This window comes from Corallococcus sp. RDP092CA (genome assembly GCF_041903675.1).
GTDB lineage: Bacteria > Myxococcota > Myxococcia > Myxococcales > Myxococcaceae > Corallococcus.
Genome location: NZ_JAYESI010000035.1, coordinates 1 through 18,284 on the forward strand (window position 1 = coordinate 1; position 18,284 = coordinate 18,284).

General features: G+C 71.0%; 18 protein-coding genes. 7 read left to right on the top strand and 11 right to left on the bottom strand.

All coding sequences use genetic code 11. From position 1 onward, the window contains the following. The coding region (locus U8525_RS28620; protein WP_374269875.1) for a transposase domain-containing protein at window positions 1-191 on the top strand (191 nt) is incomplete at its 5' end. A 55-nt stretch (window positions 192-246) separates the two neighbouring features. Here U8525_RS28620 and U8525_RS28625 read toward each other — a convergent pair. Continuing rightward, window positions 247-462 carry a transposase gene (locus tag U8525_RS28625; RefSeq protein WP_374269876.1) on the bottom strand — a complete coding sequence of 72 codons (216 nt, stop codon included), beginning with the start codon at window positions 460-462 and terminating at the stop codon, window positions 247-249. 220 nt (window positions 463-682) lie between these two features. Between U8525_RS28625 and U8525_RS28630 the strand changes: the two genes are divergently transcribed. Beyond that, window positions 683-1,069, top strand: a complete 387-nt coding sequence (locus U8525_RS28630) for a hypothetical protein (RefSeq protein WP_374269877.1) — start codon at window positions 683-685, stop codon at window positions 1,067-1,069. Between the two features lie 63 nt (window positions 1,070-1,132). Here U8525_RS28630 and U8525_RS28635 read toward each other — a convergent pair whose 3' ends face one another. The 6 genes from U8525_RS28635 to U8525_RS28660 form a co-directional block, all read right to left on the bottom strand. Beyond that, a complete protein-coding gene (locus U8525_RS28635; RefSeq protein ID WP_374269878.1) occupies window positions 1,133-1,945 on the bottom strand; it encodes a hypothetical protein in 813 nt (270 codons plus the stop codon). Beyond that, entirely contained in the window at window positions 1,942-2,652 is a 711-nt protein-coding gene (locus tag U8525_RS28640; protein WP_374269879.1) for a DUF4956 domain-containing protein, read from the bottom strand. Before U8525_RS28640 ends, U8525_RS28635 begins: the two co-directional genes overlap by 4 nt. A gap of 5 nt (window positions 2,653-2,657) precedes the next feature. Further along, window positions 2,658-4,370, bottom strand: coding sequence for a dTMP kinase (tmk, locus tag U8525_RS28645; protein ID WP_374269880.1), 1,713 nt, complete (start codon window positions 4,368-4,370; stop codon window positions 2,658-2,660). 6 nt (window positions 4,371-4,376) lie between these two features. Then, a complete protein-coding gene (locus tag U8525_RS28650; protein ID WP_374269881.1) occupies window positions 4,377-5,102 on the bottom strand; it encodes a VTC domain-containing protein in 726 nt (241 codons plus the stop codon). An 8-nt stretch (window positions 5,103-5,110) separates the two neighbouring features. Continuing rightward, window positions 5,111-6,388 carry a hypothetical protein gene (locus U8525_RS28655; protein ID WP_374269882.1) on the bottom strand — a complete coding sequence of 426 codons (1,278 nt, stop codon included), beginning with the start codon at window positions 6,386-6,388 and terminating at the stop codon, window positions 5,111-5,113. Window positions 6,389-6,612: 224 nt separating this feature from the next. Next, a complete protein-coding gene (locus U8525_RS28660; RefSeq protein ID WP_374269883.1) occupies window positions 6,613-7,650 on the bottom strand; it encodes a hypothetical protein in 1,038 nt (345 codons plus the stop codon). Between the two features lie 72 nt (window positions 7,651-7,722). On the opposite strand from U8525_RS28660, the gene U8525_RS28665 reads away from it, so the two are divergent. Next, window positions 7,723-9,951 (top strand): serine/threonine protein kinase, encoded by a 2,229-nt coding sequence (locus tag U8525_RS28665; RefSeq protein WP_374269884.1) that lies wholly within the window; start codon window positions 7,723-7,725, stop codon window positions 9,949-9,951. On the opposite strand, the gene U8525_RS28670 is transcribed toward U8525_RS28665, so the two are convergent. Continuing rightward, window positions 9,948-10,280 (bottom strand): rhodanese-like domain-containing protein, encoded by a 333-nt coding sequence (locus U8525_RS28670; RefSeq protein ID WP_374269885.1) that lies wholly within the window; start codon window positions 10,278-10,280, stop codon window positions 9,948-9,950. The genes U8525_RS28665 and U8525_RS28670 overlap by 4 nt on opposite strands. Window positions 10,281-10,381: 101 nt before the next feature. Here U8525_RS28670 and U8525_RS28675 point away from each other — a divergent pair, with 101 nt between their 5' ends. Further along, a complete protein-coding gene (locus U8525_RS28675) occupies window positions 10,382-10,765 on the top strand; it encodes a HesB/IscA family protein (RefSeq protein ID WP_374269886.1) in 384 nt (127 codons plus the stop codon). An 83-nt stretch (window positions 10,766-10,848) separates the two neighbouring features. On the opposite strand, the gene U8525_RS28680 is transcribed toward U8525_RS28675, so the two are convergent. The 3 genes from U8525_RS28680 to U8525_RS28690 are packed head-to-tail and all read right to left on the bottom strand — an operon-like array spanning window position 10,849 to window position 12,986. Further along, on the bottom strand, window positions 10,849-11,367 hold the full coding sequence (locus U8525_RS28680; protein WP_120581020.1) for an acyl-CoA thioesterase: 519 nt from the start codon (window positions 11,365-11,367) through the stop codon (window positions 10,849-10,851). A gap of 34 nt (window positions 11,368-11,401) precedes the next feature. Next, window positions 11,402-12,154, bottom strand: a complete 753-nt coding sequence (locus U8525_RS28685; RefSeq protein ID WP_374269887.1) for a deoxynucleoside kinase — start codon at window positions 12,152-12,154, stop codon at window positions 11,402-11,404. A 13-nt stretch (window positions 12,155-12,167) separates the two neighbouring features. Beyond that, entirely contained in the window at window positions 12,168-12,986 is an 819-nt protein-coding gene (locus U8525_RS28690) for a glycerophosphodiester phosphodiesterase (protein ID WP_374269888.1), read from the bottom strand. A 159-nt stretch (window positions 12,987-13,145) separates the two neighbouring features. Here U8525_RS28690 and U8525_RS28695 point away from each other — a divergent pair, with 159 nt between their 5' ends. The 3 genes from U8525_RS28695 (at window position 13,146) to U8525_RS28705 (ending at window position 18,280) form a co-directional block, all read left to right on the top strand. Further along, the gene (locus tag U8525_RS28695) at window positions 13,146-14,222 is read left to right on the top strand and encodes a hypothetical protein (RefSeq protein WP_374269889.1); all 1,077 of its coding nucleotides are present in this window, start codon (window positions 13,146-13,148) and stop codon (window positions 14,220-14,222) included. A 213-nt stretch (window positions 14,223-14,435) separates the two neighbouring features. Next, on the top strand, window positions 14,436-17,315 hold the full coding sequence (locus U8525_RS28700) for a protein kinase (RefSeq protein ID WP_374269890.1): 2,880 nt from the start codon (window positions 14,436-14,438) through the stop codon (window positions 17,313-17,315). 158 nt (window positions 17,316-17,473) lie between these two features. Beyond that, window positions 17,474-18,280, top strand: a complete 807-nt coding sequence (locus U8525_RS28705; RefSeq protein WP_374269891.1) for a hypothetical protein — start codon at window positions 17,474-17,476, stop codon at window positions 18,278-18,280. The last annotated feature ends 4 nt before the right edge of the window (window positions 18,281-18,284 follow it).

Below are 18,284 nucleotides of genomic sequence, written 5' to 3' on the forward strand. Positions count from 1 at the left end.
ACCTCGCGGGCCTCTACGCCCTGGTGGCGACCTGCGAGGCCAACGGCGTCAACCCCGAGGCGTACCTGGCTGACGTCCTGCTCCGTGTCCAGACGCATCCCAACTCGCGCATCGCGGAGCTGCTGCCGCACGAGTGGAAGCGTCGGCAGACCACCGGTCCGCCCGAGTCACACCTCCAACCCTCGCTCTGAACCCTCCTGCGGTCGCGGTGTCCGTTGCGCACGGACCTCGTCCGTCTTCAACGGCTTACACCACGTCACTGACCGGACGGATACGCAGAAAGCGCCACTGCACGCCCGTCCGCGTCACGTAGAGGATGGCATTCACCACCTCGCGGCGTGGGTGCACCTGCTCCTTCGGCCCGCCTCCCACGGGCCCGACGAACGGCTCAATGTGGGCCCATTGCTCGTCCGTCAGGTCGCTCGGATACGGCGTGCGCGTGGGCATTGGGAGGTCGGCCATCCTGTTCCTTCAACGTCCTGGCCCGCTCGCTCCATTTCAACAGGCTCTAAGGGTCGAAAACCTGCGACTCTGTATCCATGCCCTACGCAGCGACCAAGGTGTGGTGGCCGTGGAATGAGGATTCTATGGTTCGGTGAGTTGATGTGGGGTGCTTGAGGTGGGGTATTGTGGTGTTTGTGTTGAAAGTTTTGGTGGGGTGGTTGTTGTCTTGGAGGGAAGTATGGGTTCGCGTCTTGGATATGAGGAGTTGGTGGAACGATTTAATTCTGTCTCGATGGATGTTGTGAAGTTGCGAGAGGTGATTGTGGTGATTGATGGTGAGTTGAGGCTGGCGCCACATGATGCGAGGTTGTACTCGCTTCGCGGTTGGGCTCGGACGGTGGCGGGAGATGCGAAAAATGCTATTGCTGACTTTGATCGGGCCATAGAGCTTGATTGTAGTCGTGGGGCTTATTATTACAATCGTGGATTGGCGTATGGGATGTTGGGGGAGTCGGATTTGGCTCGGGAGAGTTTTCTTGCCTGTGGGCGATTGGCTGTTGAGTCGGGGGATGAGGATTTACTGGATGCGTTGGAGGGCCACATTTCGTTGGATGCACTGAAATGACAAGCCCGGGCCAGCGCATCCCTCGCACCAACCTGGGCTCGAATCCCATCCAGATGAACAGGCCTACGGCTTCTTCACGTCGTAGGACACCAGTTCCTCCAGGCGTTCCCCTTCCTCGCGGACCTTGCCCACGCCGGGGACCAGCCAGTACCGGCGTTGCTTCTCCTCCTTCACCTCTCCGCTCTTGTTCAGCTTGTCGCGCTGGACCTTGATGGCATTGGTGAAGGTGCCCGCGGGCGTCGTCACCGTGACGTCCTTCTCCAGCACCTTCCAGACGTACTTCGGGTCCTTGCCCTCCGTTCCGCCCGCCGCGTAGGTGATCAGCTCACGCACCTGATCCTGGTGCTCCCAGGGCACGGTGGTTGGCGTCGTCGCCAGGGACTTCATCATCGCCGGAGACCAGGTCGTCGCCTTCGAGGGCAGGCCGTCCAGGACGTCCTCCTCGCGCAGGCGCACCACCAGGCCGTTCGTCAGCTCCAGTTGCCAGGAGTTCTCCTCGTAGACCGTGCCCGACTTCGTGCGGTCCTGCCGGCTGTGGACCTTGACTGCCGTCATCGTCGTGTCCGGCACCGTCTCCGGGCCCTGCACCGTCACCACCTTGTTGAAGACGCCTTCCACGTCGTCGGTGATGCGGTAGGTCCACGTGGAGCCCGCCGTCAGCGGCCAGAGCGTCGTCAGCTCCGTCTCTTGATCCGGCTTCGTGCCGCCGCCCGTGCCGTCCGGATCCACCGCGTTGCCCGGCAGGTCCACCGTGCCGTCCGGGTTCGTCGTGGGGGCTCCCGGATCATTCCCCGTCGGCAGACTGCCTCCGCCGCCACCACAGGCGGCGAACGCTCCGCACGCCGTGAACAGCACCGCCAGCTTCCTGAACTTCATGCCATCTCCTCCCGCGCGCCCTTCTCGCTCACCGCCGTCCACCGCAGGCCCCGCAGGGGCGCCCCTGCCGTCCGCCCCAACGCCGCCGCCAGGCTTCCTGGCTCCGGCTCCTCGACTTCCAGCTCCACCCGCCGCGCGGAGAAGTCCATCGCGCAGCTCTTCACCAGCACGTTGCGCTCCCCCAGCGCCGCCCTCAGCGTGGCCTCCGCGCGCACCAGGTCGTCCGCCTGCGCGGACACCACCAGCCGCTGCTTCGCGTCCTTCGTCGCCACGGCCTTCTTCTCGAACAGGTCCAGCACGAAGAGCAGCGCCGCCACGAACCCCGTGCCCACGCACGCCAGCACCAGGTTCCCGTGGCCGCACGCCATGCCCAGGCCAATCACCAGGAACAGGATGGCCGCGTCCCTTGGGTCCTTCAGCCCCGAGCGGAACCGCACGAACCCGCCCAGGCCCACCAGCCCGAAGGCCTTCGCCACGCTGTTGCCGATCACCGCCGTGATCACCGCCGCCGCCGCGCAGAGCAGAATCTGCGCCTGCACCATCTCCACCTTCGGCAGCGGCTTGCCCGTCACCATCCGCCACGGCCTCGACGACAACAGCGCCCCAATCAGCGCCGCCGCCACCAGCCGGGGGAGGATGGACCCCATCGACAGCGCCGACAGCTCCTGCTCCACGTCCTGGAACAGCGCTCCGAACGGACCCTCCATGGGCGTCACGCCTCCTGCCGCCCGGTGTCCACTCCCAGCGCCTCCACCAGGGCCCGTGCCGGCCGCTGCGCCTGCTCCAGCGCCCGCGCGTGCGCCACCACCGCGTACGCGTTGCGCAGCACCGGCAGCTTCCCGGCCTGCTCCTCCAGGATGCGATCCAACAGCGCCCGCGTCTCCGCCACCAGCGGCAGCCCCTTCATCGACGACACCACCGTCGCCGGCCACCGGCGCGCCGCGGCGGCCCGCAGCTTCCACGCGCTCGGCGAGTCCATCCCGTCCACCGAGTCCAGCGCCTCCTTGGTGGACTGCGCACCCCGCTCACGCATCGCCCATGCCCGCGGCGTGTCCACGCCCGTCAGCGAGCGCAGCACCAGCTTCAGCGCTCCCTTCTCCAACTGTTCACGCAGCCCCACCGCCACCGGCGTCTCCAGCCCCGTCGTGCTCTTCAGCACCGCCAGCCGGTCGTGCGGGATCAGCGCCTCACGCAGCGCCTCCGCGCGCTCCGTGGCCAGGCCTCCCAGGCTGCGCGCCACCTCCGAGTACAGCTTGCGCCGCATGCCCGCCTCGCGGACCACCCAGGACTCCTCACCATCCACACCCACCAGGCCAAGCAGCACCGCCGCCAGGTGTCCGTCCTTCAGGCCCCGCTCGCGCAGCGCCCACGCTTCCGGCGAGTCCTGGCGCTTGAGCCCCTCCAGCACCGCCGCCGGCGCCTGCGCGTACAGCCGCTGCCTCAGCGCGTGCGAGCGCGGCGACGAGACGAACCCCAGACCCTCCGCCACGTCCACCGGCACGCTCGCCGCCAGCACCTCGCGCAGCGTCCACGCCGTGTCGTCATCCAGGCCGCTCAGGCTCCGTGCTACCAGCCCCGGCAGCCGCTCCGCGTACGCCACCCGGCGCTGGTGCGCGGGCAGGCCCGGGATGCCGTTGAGCAGCCACGCCGCCAGCTGTGGCTCGCGCGCCTCCAGGCTGTCCACCGCCTGGAAGAAGCGCTCCTCCACGTCATCCACCGACGCCACGCCCGGCTTCGGTGGCGTGGAGGCAGGGACCAGCCGCTGCACCGGCTGCTCGCGCCCCTCCAGCCGCGCCACCACGGCCTCCACCAGGCGCTGCTCCAGTACTCGCAGCGGCTGATCATTGTTCTCCAGGATGAGCCACCGCGCCGGATCCTTCCGGGCCTGCGCCAGGAACGCCTCGCGCACGCGCACCGCCAGCCCCGCGCCCACCAGGCCCTTGCGGCTGTCCGCGTCGTTCACCTTGCCGCTCTGCACCTTGCCCAGCCGCTTGCGCAGCCGCGCGAGGTCGGGGTCGACGTCCACCAGGATGACCAGGTCCGGCCACAGCCCCTGCGACGCCAGCTCGCACGCGGGCAGGAGCTGCTCCTCCTCCAGGCCCCTTCCGCCGCCCGTCAGCGCGAGCTGCGAGTAGAGATAACGGTCGGAAATGCACACCTCGCCGCGCTTCAGCGCGGGCGCGATGACCTCCTCCAACTGCTGCGCGTCGCGGGCCAGGTTGAGGAAGAACTCCGCGCGCGGGCCCATCTCCAGGAGCTTCGCGTCGCGCGTCAGGTCGCGGATGCGCCGCGCGGTGGGCGACTGCAGCTCGCCTCCCTCGCGCGCGTGCGCGACCTTGTAGCCCAGCCGCTTCAGCCGGGCCGCGAGCAGGTTGGACAGCGTCGTCTTGCCGCTGCCGTCAATGCCTTCGAAATCGATGAACACGGTGCCCTAACCCCCTGCGACCCCAACGCCACCTGTTGTGAAGGCATGCACCCGCGCCATGCCCTCCGCGAACTTGCTGTACGCCAGCGCGCCCCCCGGATTGAGGGCCGCCAGCCACTCGGGCAACGACGCCCCGAGGTGCTTCACCTCCACCACCACCCTCGAGTCCTCCCACGCGGGCAGCCCCAGCCGCTCCACCGACAGCGCCGTGGGTGAGAAGGCCAGCTCCGGCGACACCGCGTGGAAGCCGATGTCCCGGTCCACCGTCACGCGCCACTCCCGCGACACCTGGTACACGTGCCGCCGGTACGTCACCGCCAGCACCGGCGTCAGGCTGCCTCCCGCGATGAGCGGCAACAGGCTCACGCCTCCCTTCAGGACCCGGCCCAGCTCCGCGCGCGGCACCCACACGCGACGCTTGCGCGTCAGGCCGCCGCGCTCGCGCTTCACCTCCAGCACCACGCGCTCGCGCCCCGCCGCGCCCACGTCCGGCGAGTACTCCTTCGTCCTCACCTTGAGGCAGTCCTCCGGCGTGAGCAGCGCGCGCCGCGTCAGCGGGTGGCCCGGCTTGTCGAAGTACACCGACACGATGCGCGTGGGCGGCGACAGATAGCCCCCCAGCTCCTGCGACAGCCGCGTGCACACCACCTTGGCGTCGGAGGCGTCCAGCACCCGCTTGAACTCACGCCGCAGCTTCGTCACTTCGCCTTCCGCGAATGAGATCGGATCCACGGGTCTCCTCACCGGAAGCGGGTGGCGAGCTGCACCGACAGCTCGAGCGCGGGCGCCACGTCCCCCGGCCGGAGCGCCCGCTCCGCCTGGACCTGCGCCTTGAAGGAATCCGCCAACAACACGTTGAAGCCCCCCGTCACCGAATGCCCCTGGGCCTGGATGCCGCCCTGCAACTGCAGCGCCTCCGCCCCCACCACCGGCTGCACCGCCCACCCCTCGCGGCCCACCGGCACCGTCCAGTACGCGAGCACCGACTGCGAACGGAACGGCCCCAACGCCAGCCGGCCCGCCGCCGCCTCGCCCGTCACCGACAGCCCCCACAGCGTCACTTCCGCGTCCGCCGCCGTCGCGTACTGCTTCGTCCCGTCAATCACCTGCGTCAGGTACGTGCTCGTGCCCAGCGTGAGGAACTTGAACGGGCGGATGCTCAGCCGCGCGGAGCCGTCCTCGCTCAGGCGCTTCCCCGTCGCGTCCTCGCCGCCCTGGAAGAGGCCCGCGGACAGCTTCAGGCCCCACGCTTCCTTCAGGCGCAGCTCGCCCATGAAGCCCAGGCGCCGGCCGCCCAGGTCGTTCGTCTCCGTGAGGTAGTCCTCCACCAGCCCGCGCTCCTGGAGGGGCAGCCGCCACGCCGACTCCTGCGAGCGCTGGAGGAAGGGCGACTTGAAGCGGCCCGCGTACAGCCGCAGGCGCTTGTCGTCATCCGCCAGCCGCACGAACGCGTCCTTGAGGATCGTCTTGGAGGCGAGATCCGCGCTCACCTCCGCCTCCAGGTTGGACAGCGACGCGGCCACGCCCACGCGCGCGGACTCGATGCCCAGGTCGCGCTCGTACTTCTGGCGCTCGTCGGCGGCGGCCCGCGCGAACACGCGGCCGAACACGCGGATCCGCTGCCGGGGGCCGTCCTTGTCGTCCGCCTTGTCCGCTTCGTCCGGCGCCTCGCCCAGCGTGTCTTCCTTGGGGCCGGTGCGCTTCTTCTTCTTGCCCGGCACCGCCGCGTCCGGCACTGGCGCGCCTGGCTCCGTCACCTGCTCCGGCGTGCCCGAGATCGGCCCCTGCGAGCCGGCAGGCATCGCCTGCGCCACCGCGCCGCCCAGCGCTTCCTCCGACTCGCCCTCCGGCTCCTTCGCGTCGTCGTCTCCGGAGACCTGGAGCGGCTGATCCGCGCCCTCCGCCGCCGCGTCCTCGTCCGGCTCTGGCGCCGCGCCCGCGACCGCCGGCAGGCCCAGGAGGACCGCGACGAGCAGTCCCCGCCGCCACCCCTTCTCCTCCAGTCCCTTCCCGCCCATGCCCGATGTCTCCCCGCCCCGGAAATGCCCACGCCCATCGACCTGCTGCCTGCCCCCCCGTGCAACCCCGGTGCCCAGGGCAGGGACGTGCACTGCAGGACATCCAGGAGTGGCGCGCGGGACGGGTGCCCCGTGACGTGGCCGTGACGAGACCCAACGTGGGAAGGTTTTTTCCCTCCCGCGCTGGGACAAGGCTGTAACGCTGGACTGTAAGAAGGGCGGTGTTACCGATCAGCGGGCGGGTCCACCGGCGGCACGGTGGGCGCTGGAGTCGCCGCGGTTTCAGGCCGGGGCGGATCGGCCTCCCGGGGCAGGGCGGCGGCGGGCTCCACCGGCGAGGTTTCCGGAGCCGCGGCTGGTGCGGGCGAGGTTTCCGGAAGCGCAGGCTCCATGCGGGAGGCTTCCAGCGCGGCGGTTCGCTCGGGTGCGGCTTGCGGAAGCGCAGGCTCCATGCGGGGGGCTTCCAGCGCGGCGGCCTGCGCGGGTGCGGCTTCCGGAACCGCAGGCTCCATGCGGGGGGCTTCCAGCGCGGCGGCCTGCGCGGGTGCGGCTTCTGGAACCGCAGCCGGCGCGGGCGAGGTTTCCGGAGCCGCGGCCTGCGCGGGTGCAGCTTCCAGAACCGCGGCCTGCTGTGCGGGCGCGGCTCCCTCGGGTGCTGGAGTCGCGGCAGCGGACTCCGTGGGCGCGGCCTCCGGAGGCGGGGCCTGGGGCAGGGGAGGGATGGGGTGCTCCGGCGTCACCCCTCGCCGCGTGACGGCGTACAGCACCCGCGCCAGCAGCAGCCCTCCGGCGATGGCCATCAGGATGCGCCAGACCCAGGGTGGAACCGGGGGCTTGCTCACGGTGAACCGCGCGTGCGCCGTCTTGGGGCGGGTGGTGAGGAAGCGCACGTCCACGTCCCACGCGCCGGCCTCGTCGGGGACGAACTCGGTGCTCCAGCCCACGGCGTCGCGCGTCAGCGTGCGCGTCACCTGGCCGGGCACGCCCTCGCGGGAGAACGCGACCGTGACGGCGCCCCGGAACGGCGGGCCCTGGAGGTTTCCCACCGACAGTGTCAGCCGCAGCGGCTCTCCAGGGCGGATGACCGCCGGGGTGAGGACGCCCTGGAGCTGGTCCTCCGCGTCCCGCCAGGACAGGGAGAGCAGCTCTCCCTTGCGCTCCACCTTGATCTGATCCGGCGCGGGGGCCGCGGCGGCATGCAGGGCCAGCAGGCAGGTCGCGACGACCCACCCCAGTGCGGCGCCCTTGCGGCTTTGCCTCATGGGCCGCTGTCCCCTAAGATGCGCTGCCCTGTCACCTTCCACTGAGCCCGCTCCCCCCGGGGAGTCCCCGGGATGAACCCTCAAGCCTTCGGGAAATACCAGCTCCTCAAGAAGCTCGCCACGGGCGGCATGGCCGAAGTCTGGCTGGCTCGTCAGTCCGGAATCGAGGGCTTCCAGAAGGAGCTCGTCGTCAAGCGCATCCTCCCGCACCTCGCGGAGGACCGCGAGTTCGTGGAGATGTTCAAGAACGAGGCGCTGATCGCCGCGCGCTTCAACCACCCGAACATCGCGCAGGTCTACGAATTCGGCGAGGCCAACGGCACCTACTACATCGCCATGGAGTTCATCCACGGCGAGGACCTGGGCCGGGTCATGCGCAAGGCCAGCAGCATGAACCAGTGGATCGCCCGTCCGCTGGCCATCCGCATCGTCGCGGCCGCGTGCGAGGGCCTCTACTACGCGCACAGCCGCACGGATGACCGCGGCCAGCCGCTCAACGTGGTCCACCGCGACATCAGCCCGCAGAACATCCTGATCAGCTTCGATGGTTCCGTGAAGCTGGTGGACTTCGGCATCGCGAAGGCGGCGGACCAGGCGTCGATGACGAAGTCCGGCGCCATCAAGGGCAAGTTCGCGTACATGGCGCCCGAGCAGGCCGCGGGCAAGCACCTGGACCGGCGCGCGGACATCTTCGCCATCGGCCTCGTGCTCTACGAGATGCTCACCGGGCACCGGCCGCTCAAGAAGGAATCGGAGCTGGCCACGCTGCAGGCGGCCATGGAGTGCGCCATCCCGTCCCCGTCCGAGGTGGCCGACGTGCCCCGGGACATGGACCACGTGGTGATGCGCGCGCTCGCCAAGAACGCGGACGACCGCTACGACAACGCGCGCGAGTTCCAGACGGCGCTGGAGGAGCTGCTCGTCAACGAGCGCTGGCTGGTCACCCCCGGTCAGATCTCGGAGCTGATGAAGACGCTCTTCGCGGAGCGCCTGGACGAGGAGCGCAAGCAGCAGCAGTTCATGCCCACGGGCGAGGACTCCAACACCTCGCCGCCCCGGCCGCCCCCGGACATGAGCTGGGATGCCCCGCCGGGCGAGTCGCCTTCGCAGTCGCGCGAGCGCTCGCGCGGCGGCGCCACCCGCACGGGGTCCGCGCCCCGCCGCGCGACGGGCATGTCGCCCGCGCTGGCGGAGGACCCGAACGAATACGACGCGCCGTCGCTCACCGGCGTGGAGCCGCAGCCCCGGCGCCGCTCCAGCGTGTCGGAGCCGGTGGCCCGGCGCGGCACGTCCACCAGCAACCCGAACGCGACGCAGATCGCCCGCACCAACTCGCGCTCGGACCTGCGCAGCCAGGCCGTGGACGACGTCCCGCCGCCCCGGCGCACGATGTCGCGCGGCGCTCCGGTGTCGGAGCCGCCCATGCGCTCGCGCTCGGGCGTGCAGCGCATGGACCTGGAGGATGACGAGCGCACGCGCCTGCCGCCTCCGGACGAGGATCTGGAGACGGAGCCCGTCCCCGCGCCTCCGCCGCCGCGCCGCCGCACCAGCACCAGCCAGTCCGCCGCGGAGGCGCCGCGCCGCCGCACCTCCAGCCGCGTGGACGCCCCGCGCCCGCGCCCGGTGGCCCCGCCGGTGGACGACGAGGACTCCGGCGAGCGCCGTCCGTCGCGCTCCAGCGCCCCCGCGCTGCCGGAGCCGGCGAAGCCCCGGGGCGGCAGCGTGCGCACGCTGGTCTCGGTGGGCCTGGTCGTGGGCCTGCTCGCGCTGGTCGTGCTCTTCCGCGAGCCCATCATGCTGGCGCTCACGTCCAAGGCCGCGGATGCGCAGGGCGTGTGGCTGACGGTGAACACCAACCAGCCGGTGAAGGTGTCCGTGCGGCACACGGAGCGCTGCAACAGCCCGGAGCCGGTGACGTTCCTGGGGACCGCGCCGCTCACGCGCGTGCAGGGCGCCCACCTGCAGGACACGCTCATCCTGGAGAACGACGCCCAGGGGATCTACCTGGAGGACTCGGAGGAGCTCGCGTTCGGCCAGCCCGGCGAGCTGAAGACCTTCGAGCGCAGCTTCAAGGAGGGCACCCTCAAGCTGAAGATCACCCCCAGGTCGATGGCGTCGGGGCTCACGGTGTACCGGAACAACCAGATGATGGGCAGCGCCGGCACGACGCTCAAGCTGATGGAGGGCAAGCAGCGCCTGGAGCTGCGCGGCAAGCAGCTCAAGGAGCCCGTCGCCTTCGAGGCCACCATCAAGCCCGACGAGACGACGGACCTGCCCCTCGACCTGGCCTCCGCGCTCTAGTAGCGCGGCAGGGAAGGGTCCACGGTGCGCGAGTACAGGTCGATGCCGCCCTGGAGCGACACGGCGTCCAGGCCCCGGTCGATGAGGTACGCGGCGCCGTCCAGGCTGCGCACCCCGTGGTGGCAGTAGACGACCACGGGGCGGCCCCGGAGGGCGTCCAGCTGCGCGTGGAAGTCCTCCAGCTCCGGCAGGGGCATCAGCACCGAGCCGGGCAGGGCCACCCACTCGTGCTCGTGCGGGAAGCGCACGTCCACCAGCACGGGGCGCGCTTCGGGGGGGCCGGCCAGGCGCCGGGCCAGCTCGGCGGGGGTGATTTCAGGGATGGGCATGGGGGTTATCTTCTGTTGAGCCGGGAAGGGGCCCGTCAGGTCCCTTGGCTTTTCGGGCGCCGGGGCGTTATGAGGCGCCGTCCACGAGGAGAGTGAAGCACATGGATACTTCTACCGCCGTCGCCGGCTCCACGCCGGACTCCCAGCCCGCCACCTCCGCGCCCGTCGTCCTGACGGCCGCCGCCATCGCCCAGGTGAAGACGGTCATCCAGGCCCAGGGCTTCCAGGGCTATTTCTTCTCCATCCGCGTGGTGCCCTCCGGCTGCAGCGGCCTGGGCTACGACCTGAACCTCGTCAAGGAGACGAAGGCGGGCGACCAGACGTGGGAGCAGGATGGCGTGACCATCGCCACGGACGCGCTGAGCGCCCAGTACCTCACGGGCACGCACATCGACTACGTCACCAGCATCACCGGCGCGGGCTTCAAGTTCGAGAACCCGAACGCCAAGTCGTCCTGCGGCTGCGGCACGTCGTTCACCACCTGAGCCGCCGTCCCCACGGCGCGGGGAAGGAGGGCCGGGATGGGACGCCGGACAGGCGTGCCCCCGGCCCTTCGTGCGTCCAGCCCTCAGGCGCCGGCCACGGGCTTCATCACCTTCATCCAGTTCTGCTCACCCTGGCCGCGGTTGCGGCGCTGGGCGCGGCGGGCCTCGGCCTCCTGGAAGGCCTGGCGCTCCGCTTCCGACTCCAGCAGCAGCGGCGGCACGGGCACGCCCTTGCCGTCCTGGCCCTGCGCCACGAAGGTGAGCAGCGCGCTGGTGGTGAGGTGCCGCTCACCGGTGAGCGGGTTCTCCGCGTGCACGGTGACGCCCACCTCCAGCGAGGTGCGGAACGCCGCGAGCACGCGCGAGTGGAGGAGGGCAATCCAGCCCACGCGGATGGGGGCGTGGAAGTGCAGGTCGTCCATGGACGCCGTCACGACGACCTGACGGCAGTGGCGCTGGGCGGCCACGGCGCCGCAGATGTCGATCCACTGCATCACCTTCCCGCCGAACGCGGCGTTCAGGTTGTTGGCGTCCGGAGGGAGGATGAGCTGCGTCATCACCACTTCGGAGTCGCGCGGGCTCTTCGGGCTGAGGTCGTGCATGGCGCGCCCGAGCGTCGCACGAAACGCCGCCGCGTCAGGCGAGGAATGCGGAGACGCGGTCCATGAACTCCTCGCGCCCCGGGCCCCGGCGGATGTCCTGCGTCGTCACGTCCACCACCAGGCACTCCACGCCGTACTTCTCCTGGAGCACCTGGGGGAAGCCCGCGTAGTAGCCGTTGAGGCCCTTGAGGAACTGCCGCCCGATGCCCTTCTCCTCCGCCCGTCCGCGCGTGCGGATGCGCTGGAGCAGCACGTCCTCGGAGGGCACGTCGAAGCAGATGACCTTGTCCGGCCGCACGATGTGGCGCGACAGCCGCTGGAAGTACTCGTAGTACAGGTCCAGCTCCGCGTTCGTCATGTGCCCCAGGCCGTGCAGGTACTTGGCGAAGATCTCGGGGTCCTCGTAGAGCGTGCGGTCCTGCACGCAGCTCTTCCGGACGGAGTGGATGAGCTCGTGGTGCTCCACGCGCCGGATGAGGAACTCCAACTGCAGCGTGAACGACCACCGCGACATGTCCCCGTAGTAGTCACGCAGGAAGCGGTTGTCGATGACGGGCTCGTCGAAGAGCTCGAAGCCGAAGCCCTGGCTGATGAGCTTCGCGGCCGTCGTCTTGCCCGCGCCGATGTTGCCCGCGAGCGCCACGAAGCGCTTGGCGCGCGGCACCTTCACCTTGACGGTGTTGCGGGCGGAGGGCTTCGTTTCGGACTCGGCCGGGGGCGGCGCCTTGGAGGAGGGCGGCTCGGTGCGGGACGTGGCCGGACGCGCGCGGGCGGTGGAGCGGGGCATGGAGCCCGAAGGCTTAACCCGGCTTTCCCAGGGCGTCCATTCGCTGGCGGAGCAGGTCCGGCCGGTCGGTCATGATGCCGCCGATGCCCTCCTGGAGGAGCCGGTCCATCTCCGCCGGATCATCCACGGTCCAGACGTTGATCCACTTGCCGCGCTCGGCCGCGGCCTTCAGCAGCGCGTCGTCCACCAGCCGCACCTCGCCGAAGTACAGCGGCATGTCGAGCACGCTGAAGCGCGCGTCCTCCGGCGGCGCCTCGCCCGCCTTGAGCGCCAGGACGAACGAGGCCAGCGCGTCGCGCGGGTAGAAGTAGCACGCGTCCGGCAGTTGCTCGAAGAGCCGCTCCGCGATGACGTCCTGCTCGCTGCCCAGGCACACGCGGCCCAGGGCCCCTTCCTCGGTGAGCAGGCGGGCGAGCACCGCTTCCGCGCCCGGCACATCCGGCTTGAGCTCCACGTTGAGGCGCAGGGACGGGAAGGCGCGCAGCACCTCGCGCAGCGTGGGCAGCCGCACCCCCTGGCCGCGGAAGGGGAAGGTGCGGCCCTCGTCCGGCGTGAAGCGGTAGCCCGCGTCCAGCTCGCGCAGATGGGCCAGCGTGAGCGCCGCGAGCGGACCTTCCCCATCGGTGCAGCGCTCCAGCGTGTCGTCGTGCGCGACGATGACCTCGCCATCGCGCGACAGGTGCACGTCCAGTTCCAGCATGTCCGTGCGGTGAGTGTGGACGGCGCGCTGGAAGGCCTCCAGGGTGTTCTCCGGCGCGAGCAGCGCTCCGCCGCGGTGCGCGATGTGGAGCGTGGGCTTCAGCCCGTTACGAAACATGTCGCGCGGCAGCATGATCCACCTATTCCTGAATTGACGATGATGTCACGAACGGGGGGCCGGTCCGTTCCTTGCCGGCCCCGTGGAGCCGCCGGTATAAGGGCCCGAATCCTCAGCCCGACCGGCGTCGGACTTCAACCACCTCGGCGCCCTTCACCCCCCGGAGAATTTCAAATGGAACTGCGCACGAAGCTGGGCGCTGCGGCCCTCCTGGCTGCCGCGGCGATGGCCACCGCGGCCGGCTGTGGCGGCCGTGATGACGATCCCAATCCCACCCCCGACGCCGGCTGTACGGGCGTCTGCAGCACCGATGCCGGCACGGACGCGGGCACGAACAGCGACGCGGGCAGCGACGCGGGCACGAACACGGATGGTGGCTCCGACGCGGGCGCGGGCGGTCAGATCGCCGCGGTGCGCAAGCTGTCGTTCGGCACCAAGGCGACGCTGCACGACGTGATCGTCACCGACGTGGACTACGAGAAGCTGGGCACCGACGGGAAGCAGTGGCGCTCGTTCTTCTGGGTGACGGACCCGGCCTTCCCGAAGGAGGGCCTCTACATCAGCAAGTTCTATGACGACCTGCCGGACACGTACCGCCCGCAGCCGGGCAACACAGTCGACATCGAGGGCTACTTCGGCACCGAGCCGAACTACCAGCCGTTCAGCGGCCGCCGCCACCACCTGGTGAACGACTACCGCAACGGGAAGACGCTCAACATCACCGTGAAGTCCGACGCGGGCGTGGAGGCCCGGCCGGCGGCCAACGAGGTGACGGTGGAGGATCTGCAGGCGTCGCTCGAGGCGGCCCAGAACACCGCGTCCTACCTGGGCACGCGCATCCACCTGGCGGGTCCGCTCACCCTGACCAACCCGCAGCCCGTCCAGTTCCAGCGCCTGGACAGCGAGGACGCGGGCACCATCTACTACGGCTTCGAGGTCACCGGCGGCATCCTCGTCTACCACGACAAGACGCGCTCCCGGAACCTGAGCGATGGCGGCACGGTCGTCGGTTGTGACTACCAGAAGGCCGCGCTGGATGGTGGCGCGGTGACGTTCCCGAACGGCATCAGCGGCGTCTGGGACACCTACACCTTCGCGCCCTGCACCAACGGCAGCTCGGACATCACCGGCTGCGGCAACAACAGCTCCGACAGCGGCGTGCCGGGCACCGACAAGCGCTACACCTACACCGTCATCCCGCAGGACTGCACCGACCTGCCGGGCGAGGTGGACGGCGCGGCCTTCCCGTAATCCGCCGTCACCTGACGTCTTCCCCGACCGCCTCCCAGGGCCCTGCGCCCCTGGGGGGCGGCCGTGTTTCAGGGGCTGGAAAGTTCGCGTGCCCCGCCGGGCCTGCCTAGAGTCCGGCGCCGGGCGGGTCGGACGGCTCCCCCCGGGCCTGGAATGCAGGTAGGCTCCGGACCCGCTTCAAAGTTCCACCCGCGGTCCACACCTTCCAAGTCCTTGAGCTCGCCCCAGACGGCTACCCCGTTCGGCAAATACCTGCTCATCAAGCGCCTCGCGCTGGGCGGGATGGCGGAGCTTTTCCTGGCGCACAAGCCGCCGGACCCCACGCTGGTGGTCATCAAGCGGATCCTCCCGTACCTCTCCGAGGAGCCGGAGTTCGTCCAGATGTTCCTGGACGAGGCGCGCATCGCCGCCCAGCTCCACCACCCCAACATCGTGCAGGTGCACGAGCTGGGGAAGGAGGGGGACAACATCTTCATCTGCATGGAGTACGTGGAGGGCGTGGACCTGCGCCGCGTGCTCGCGGAGGAGTTCAAGTTCGGCGCCTCCATGCCGTATGGCGTCGCGGCGAAGATCTGCGCGGCCATCGCCGCGGGCCTGGACCACGCGCACTTCAGCCGGGGCGTGGATGGGCGTCCCCTGGAGCTGATCCACCGGGACGTCTCTCCGCAGAACGTGATGATCTCCTACGACGGGCGCGTGAAGCTCGTCGACTTCGGCATCGCCAAGGCCGGCGCGTTCATGGAGCGCAGCAAGCCGGGCGTCATCAAGGGGAAGTTCCTCTACCTGTCGCCGGAGCAGATCCTCCAGGAGCGGTTGGACCACCGGGCGGACATCTACGCGCTGGGGGTGATGCTGTACGAAATCACCACCGGCAAGCAGCCCTTCCACCGCCCCACCACGGAGGGCATCCTCTACGCCATCCGCTACGAGGAGCCGTCCCCGCCGCACCTGGTGCGTCCGGACTACCCGGAGGCGCTGTCGCGCATCGTGATGCGGTGCCTGGTGAAGGACCGCACCCAGCGCTACCAGCGGGCCTCGGACGTGCGCGACGACCTGCAGGCGTTCCTCGCGTCGGGCGTGCTCAAGCAGAGCCTGGACGTGGCGCAGTACATCGCGCGGCTGCTGGGGGAGAAGGAGGAGCGCACCGTGCTCCACATCCCCCCGGCGAAGCGCGCGGGCCGGCACGAGGCCACGGTGCCGCTGCCGTCCCTGCGCACGCCGCCCCCGCCCCCGGTGCCCGACCCGCCGGAGGACACCGCCGCGCGCACGCTGCCCCTGGCCGACGCGGAGGACACCGCCGCGCGGACGCTGCCTCTCGCGGAGGACACTGCGTCGCGCACGCTGCCGCTCGCGCAGGAGGACGAGGACACGGCCGCGCGCACCCTGCCGCTGGGCGGGACGGCGTCGCATGCGCGGGGGCCCTCGGCGCTGACGCCCGTGGCACTGGTGGCCCGGCCTCCCGCGCGCAGGCCCACGGCGGAGGCCGCCGCGCTGCGCTCCTGGGACGCGGACGAGAAGGAGCCCGAGACGCAGATGGCGCTCCCGCGCGACCTGCCCACGCGCGGCGACAGCGACGAGGACGACGACGGCGAGTCCACCGCGGTCGGGACGATGCCCGGGGCGCCCGCGCCGCGCCGCCACCTGGAGCCCGTGTTCGAGGCGGAAGCCTGGGACGAGGACGTGCAGGAGGAGGACAAAGACGGCGACTCCACCGTGCCGCTGCGCGCGCGCCGTCCCCGGGCCATCGCGCCCGCGCCGTCGCGGCGGGGCGCGGGAGACCGTTCAAGGCGTCCGTCGACCGGTGTGGCCATGCCTCGTGGGGCGGGGTCCGGAGAGGATCCCTTCGCGCCCACCCCGCGCCGCACGCCCCCCCATGCGTCCGAAGCGCGCGCCTCGACGCCGCCTTCGGCCTCGCGCCGCCCGGGCTCGGCCCCCGCCGACGACGGCCGGTCCGAGCCGCTTTCCTCCGGCCCCCGGCGCATGGGCGACGACGGCCGGTCCGAGCCGTTTTCCTCCGGCCCCCGGCGCATGGGCGACGACGGCCGGTCCGAGCCGCTTTCCTCCGGTCCCCGGCGCATGGGCGACGACGGCCGGTCCGAGCCGCTTTCCTCCGGTCCCCGGCGCATGGGCGACGACGGCCGTGTGTCGCCGACCTCGGGCCCGCGCCGGGGCGGCTCGCCGTCCAGCGACGCGAACCGCTCCGCTCCGTCCGGCGGTCCCGGGGCTCGCAACGCGCGTCCGCCGCGGCCCTCGCCCGAGGACGACGAACGCTTCCACACCGACCCGGGCGCCTCCGGGATGAGCCTCACGGACCCCACGCCCGTGTCCTCCGGGGACCCGGACGACGACGAGTCCACCGTCGGGTTCCAGGCGCCGCGCCGGCCCTCCCCGCGCCGGGCCGCGCGCCCCCCCGTCGACGAGGTTGAGGCCTATGACGACGAGGGGCCCGACGCCCTCGCCCCGTCCCGGTCGCCCCGGCGCTCGCGAGCCGTGCTGTTCGTGGTGGGCGCGATGCTCTTCGCCGTGCTGGGCCTGGGGCTCGCGTGGATGATGGGCCTCTTCAGCCAGGACGCCCCGTCGCCTCCCACGCCCATGAAGGGGGCTCCGACCGGAGGCCCGGCGCGGCCGGGCCCCCTGGGCACGGCCCCCACGAAGCCGCCCACGCCCGCTCCGGAGGTGGCGGCGCCCCCGACGTCCGCGGCGCCCGCGCTCGCGGAGGGCGCCACGACGACGAAGCCCTCGGAACCCGCCGTCGCCGACACCGCCGCGCCGCCGCCGGACGCGAGGCTCGCGGTGGCCGCGGCGGGCCCCGAAGCCGCACCCCCGCCGGCCCCGGCGCCGGCGCCCCCCGCCGAGCCCCCACCCCCCGCCACCGTGGATGTCCGCTTCGACGCCCCGGCGCGCACCGTGCTCGGCCGGCCGGGCGGCGGGAAGCTGCCCATCAACCAGGTGCTCGCCCTGGCCCCCGGGCCGCTCCGCGTCCAGTACACCTGCCCGGGACGGCGTGCACCTCGGGGCATCGAGACCTACAACGTCCGACCTGTAACCGGGGAACTCCAGACGCTCCGGGTCCCATGCCGGAGGAAGCGCTAATTGGCACGGCGACTTACGCGTATGCGGCATCCGCACCCTGCGGCGGACACGTAGGACCGGGTACGCTTGAGTGCCATTAAGTCGTTGGATTTCCTTGGTTTTCCACCGAGCGGGCGCGTTTACACATGTCAGAGGGGTCCGTAGACTCCGGCCCCTCTATGGCTCGCGCGAAGAAGCGGAAGAACATCAACCGACAGAGGACCTACCCCGCGGGGAGGGTGGCCCGGCAGCTCCCGGTCGCCCCGGAGCCCAACCGACTGGTGAAGGTGTGGCGGCGCGTGTTGGAGCGCCGGCTGCGCACGCGGCTGCGGGGGAAGGTGGCGGTGGAGATCCACGACAACACCCACACGATGCTGACCTTCCAACGGCAGCGGGCGCTGTGGCGGCTGCGGCTGCACCACATGTTCCTGGCCGCGCCGGACGACGTGCTCCAGGCGCTCGCGAGCTTCGTGCGCAAGGGCGACCCGGACGCCAGCGCGCTCCTGGACCGCTACATCGAGCGCAACCGCATCTTCATCCGCCGGCTGTCCCCGGCGCAGATGCGCAAGCGGCTGCGGCTGTCGCCGGTGGGGCGCTACCACGACCTGGGCCGCATCTATGAGCGGCTCAACGAGCGCTACTTCCAGAGCCGCATCGACGCGGCCATCACCTACGGGCCGGCGCCCCGGGTGAAGGGGCCGCGCAAGAGCATCAAGATGGGCTCGTACTCGGCGGACTCGAAGGTCATCCGCATCCACCCGGCGCTGGACCAGCCGCTGGTGCCCCGGTACTTCGTGGAGTGGATCGTCTTCCACGAGATGCTGCACCACGTCTACCGCGCCCGCCGGGGCGAGGACGGCCGGCGCTGCATCCACCCGCCGGAGCTGATGGAGCACGAGAAGCGCTTCCACGACTACCAGCGGGCGCTCGCCTGGGAGCGGGAGAACCTGGACCTGCTCCTGTGCGCCCGCACGGAGCAGAACTGACGTG

Excerpts from the sequence above, each read along its gene's own strand:
- U8525_RS28655 (WP_374269882.1), bottom strand. The coding sequence starts at position 6,388 with ATGGGCGGGAAGGGACTGGAGGAGAAGGGGTGGCGGCGGGGACTGCTC.
- U8525_RS28665 (WP_374269884.1), top strand. The coding sequence starts at position 7,723 with ATGAACCCTCAAGCCTTCGGGAAATACCAGCTCCTCAAGAAGCTCGCC.
- U8525_RS28670 (WP_374269885.1), bottom strand. The coding sequence starts at position 10,280 with ATGCCCATCCCTGAAATCACCCCCGCCGAGCTGGCCCGGCGCCTGGCC.
- U8525_RS28625 (WP_374269876.1), bottom strand. The coding sequence starts at position 462 with ATGGCCGACCTCCCAATGCCCACGCGCACGCCGTATCCGAGCGACCTG.
- U8525_RS28680 (WP_120581020.1), bottom strand. The coding sequence starts at position 11,367 with ATGCACGACCTCAGCCCGAAGAGCCCGCGCGACTCCGAAGTGGTGATG.
- U8525_RS28660 (WP_374269883.1), bottom strand. The coding sequence starts at position 7,650 with ATGAGGCAAAGCCGCAAGGGCGCCGCACTGGGGTGGGTCGTCGCGACC.
- U8525_RS28640 (WP_374269879.1), bottom strand. The coding sequence starts at position 2,652 with ATGGAGGGTCCGTTCGGAGCGCTGTTCCAGGACGTGGAGCAGGAGCTG.
- U8525_RS28630 (WP_374269877.1), top strand. The coding sequence starts at position 683 with ATGGGTTCGCGTCTTGGATATGAGGAGTTGGTGGAACGATTTAATTCT.
- U8525_RS28635 (WP_374269878.1), bottom strand. The coding sequence starts at position 1,945 with ATGAAGTTCAGGAAGCTGGCGGTGCTGTTCACGGCGTGCGGAGCGTTC.
- U8525_RS28675 (WP_374269886.1), top strand. The coding sequence starts at position 10,382 with ATGGATACTTCTACCGCCGTCGCCGGCTCCACGCCGGACTCCCAGCCC.
- U8525_RS28705 (WP_374269891.1), top strand. The coding sequence starts at position 17,474 with ATGGCTCGCGCGAAGAAGCGGAAGAACATCAACCGACAGAGGACCTAC.
- U8525_RS28690 (WP_374269888.1), bottom strand. The coding sequence starts at position 12,986 with ATGCTGCCGCGCGACATGTTTCGTAACGGGCTGAAGCCCACGCTCCAC.
- U8525_RS28695 (WP_374269889.1), top strand. The coding sequence starts at position 13,146 with ATGGAACTGCGCACGAAGCTGGGCGCTGCGGCCCTCCTGGCTGCCGCG.
- U8525_RS28685 (WP_374269887.1), bottom strand. The coding sequence starts at position 12,154 with ATGCCCCGCTCCACCGCCCGCGCGCGTCCGGCCACGTCCCGCACCGAG.